We start from the raw sequence: 2,320 nt of genomic DNA, 5'->3' as shown, positions 1-2,320 counted from the left end.
CCGCTGACCCCTCCCCGGCCCCGCACGGCAGAGGTCCCCGCGCAGTGGCCGAGGGCATGGATCGACACCGCCAGGGGCGGCCGCCGGGCCGTCCACGGTGGTCCGGGAGGGGCGCAGAGTGTGAGATACTGGCGGACGATGTCCCAGCCAATCACTGCAGGAGGTACATCATGAGCAAGCGTGGACGTAAGCGCAAGGATCGTCGCAAGAACTCGGCCAACCGCGGCAAGCGGCCCAACTCCTGACGTTCTGCACGAACCACGGAACGCCCGCAACCAGTCTGGTTGCGGGCGTTCTGCTTGTCCGGGGCCGTGCCGGCGGCACGGGGTCAGGCGGCGGGGTGCTCCCCGCACTGCGCGTCGATGCGCGCCAGGATCGAGCGTTTGAGGTCCTCCGGGGCGCTCTCGCAGCAGGAGCGCTTCATGACGGAGCGGATCACGCACTCCAGGTTGTACTCGCGCTCGCACTCGGTGCACCCGGTGAGGTGCGCGTGGATCTCCTCGAGGTCCTCGGTGGTCAGGGCACCGTCCAGGTACTCGTAGATCCGCTGGATACGTTCATCGGTGCAGCCGTTGCTGCACGGTTTCTCCGTCATGGTGTCAGCCTCGATCCTTCGCCGGTGCGCCCTTGGCCCTCTTCTGGGCCTTGGACGTGTCAAATCCTCGTTCCTGGGCGTAGTCGCCCAGTTTCTCGCGCAGAAGCTTGCGGCCGCGGTGCAACCGGGACATCACGGTGCCGATGGGCGTGTCCATGATCTCGGAGATCTCCTTGTACGCGAATCCCTCCACGTCCGAGAAGTACACCGCCAGCCGGAACTCCTCCGGCAGCTCCTGCAGGGCCCGCTTCACGTCCGAGTCCGGGAGGTGGTCCAGGGCCTCGACCTCCGCGGAGCGCAGCCCGGTGGAGGTGTGGGATTCCGCCCGGTGCAGCTGCCAGTCCTCCACGGTGTCCGTGTTGGCCTGGCGCGGTTCGCGCTGCCGCTTGCGGTACAGGTTGATGTACGTGTTCGTGAGGATCCGGTACAGCCACGCCTTAAGGTTGGTCCCCGGCTTGTACTGGTGGAACGCGGAGAACGCCTTGGTGTAGGCCTCCTGCACCAGGTCCTCGGCGTCGGAGGGGTTGCGCGCCATGCGCAGGGCCGCGGCGTAGAGCTGGTCCACGTACTGCATGGCGTCGCGCTCGAAGCGCTCGCGCCGCTGCTGCGTGGACTCCTCGCCGGCGGGCACCTCTTCCGGGTGCTCCACGGTCCGGGAATCGTGAGTTCGCTGATCGTTCATCACGTCCCAGTCTAGGGCGGGTGCCGTCATGCCGAGCCGTCGCCACCTTCCACCGGGTCGTCGCCGCGCCACCGCGCACGTGCGGTGCTTCTGTCCACCCGAGTAACACGCACCGCTCGCGGGACTATTCCCGCCTCCGCGCGTCACCACCGGCCGATAGGATGGAGAGCATGCCTTCCCGGAGATGCCGGGAGTGTAAGGAGGAGCACCATGAGCATTGTTCGTCGTCTCGCCCGCCCGCTGCTCGCCACCGGCTTCATCGCCGGCGGTGTGGACGCGTTCCGCAACTCGTCCGCGACCGCCCGGCAGCTGGACCCCGTGCTGAAGGCCGTGGAGAGCGCCGCCCCCCAGCTGCGCCCGCTGACCGCCAACCGCGCCGTCGTGGCCCAGGGCCTCGCGGCCGCCCAGGTGGGTGCCGCCTCCCTGCTGGCCGTGAGCAAGCTGCCCCGCCTCTCGTCCACCGTGCTGCTGGGCACCACCGCGCTCAACGGCTACACCCAGTACCGTTCCACGGACGCCTCCACCGCTGAGGGCAAGGCCGCCCGCCGTTCGAGCCTGCTCAAGAACGTGTCCCTGCTGGGCGGCGTCATGATCGCCGCGGTGGACACCTCCGGCAACCCGTCCCTCGCGTGGCGCGCGAGCCACCTCGCGGACGACGTCCGCAAGAACGCGGTGAAGGTCGGCAAGGACACCAGGAAGAAGCTGGGCGAGGCCGAGAAGGCCGTGCAGAACGCCGTCTCCTTCTAGGTCCCGGTGCCCCACGTGACGCGCAGCGGCTTGTCGCACCCGCAGGACCCGGCCCCGTGGCCGGCCCCGTTCCCCCACGGCTCGCCCGTGAGCGGGACGGTGGCCGTTCCCGGCTCCAAGTCCCTGACCAACCGGTACCTGGTGCTCGCGGCACTGGCCGCGGAGCCGTCGGTGGTGCGCAAGCCGCTGCACTCGCGTGACAGCGCCCTGATGATCCCCGGGGTGTCCACCACCCAGGTGCCGGGGCGGGTTCCGGGCACGGTGAGTGCCAGCGCGGAGGACGAGGTGTGGCGGCC

General features: G+C 69.5%; 5 protein-coding genes. 3 read left to right on the top strand and 2 right to left on the bottom strand.

Translation table 11 applies throughout. The features are described from left to right. Window positions 1-170 precede the first annotated feature (170 nt). Window positions 171-245 (top strand): 50S ribosomal protein bL37, encoded by a 75-nt coding sequence (locus tag CWC38_RS12720; protein WP_098054049.1) that lies wholly within the window; start codon window positions 171-173, stop codon window positions 243-245. An 83-nt stretch (window positions 246-328) separates the two neighbouring features. Here CWC38_RS12720 and rsrA read toward each other — a convergent pair whose 3' ends face one another. Beyond that, window positions 329-595 (bottom strand): mycothiol system anti-sigma-R factor, encoded by a 267-nt coding sequence (gene rsrA / locus CWC38_RS11595; RefSeq protein WP_121846861.1) that lies wholly within the window; start codon window positions 593-595, stop codon window positions 329-331. 4 nt (window positions 596-599) lie between these two features. Then, complete coding sequence (locus CWC38_RS11590) at window positions 600-1,277, bottom strand: sigma-70 family RNA polymerase sigma factor (RefSeq protein ID WP_121846863.1); 678 nt, start codon at window positions 1,275-1,277, stop codon at window positions 600-602. 210 nt (window positions 1,278-1,487) lie between these two features. Here CWC38_RS11590 and CWC38_RS11585 point away from each other — a divergent pair, with 210 nt between their 5' ends. Continuing rightward, window positions 1,488-2,024, top strand: a complete 537-nt coding sequence (locus tag CWC38_RS11585) for a DoxX family protein (RefSeq protein WP_121846860.1) — start codon at window positions 1,488-1,490, stop codon at window positions 2,022-2,024. Between the two features lie 15 nt (window positions 2,025-2,039). Continuing rightward, on the top strand, window positions 2,040-2,320 hold a 281-nt coding region (locus tag CWC38_RS11580; RefSeq protein ID WP_500683898.1), incomplete at its 3' end, for a carboxyvinyltransferase.

The sequence above is a fragment of the Kocuria tytonicola genome, assembly GCF_003687455.1.
Classification (GTDB): domain Bacteria; phylum Actinomycetota; class Actinomycetes; order Actinomycetales; family Micrococcaceae; genus Kocuria; species Kocuria tytonicola.
The sequence above is the reverse complement of the archived record's forward strand: the minus strand, read 5'-3'. Positions and strand labels throughout refer to the sequence as shown.

Excerpts from the sequence above, each read along its gene's own strand:
- CWC38_RS11590 (WP_121846863.1), bottom strand. The coding sequence starts at position 1,277 with ATGAACGATCAGCGAACTCACGATTCCCGGACCGTGGAGCACCCGGAA.
- rsrA (WP_121846861.1), bottom strand. The coding sequence starts at position 595 with ATGACGGAGAAACCGTGCAGCAACGGCTGCACCGATGAACGTATCCAG.
- CWC38_RS11585 (WP_121846860.1), top strand. The coding sequence starts at position 1,488 with ATGAGCATTGTTCGTCGTCTCGCCCGCCCGCTGCTCGCCACCGGCTTC.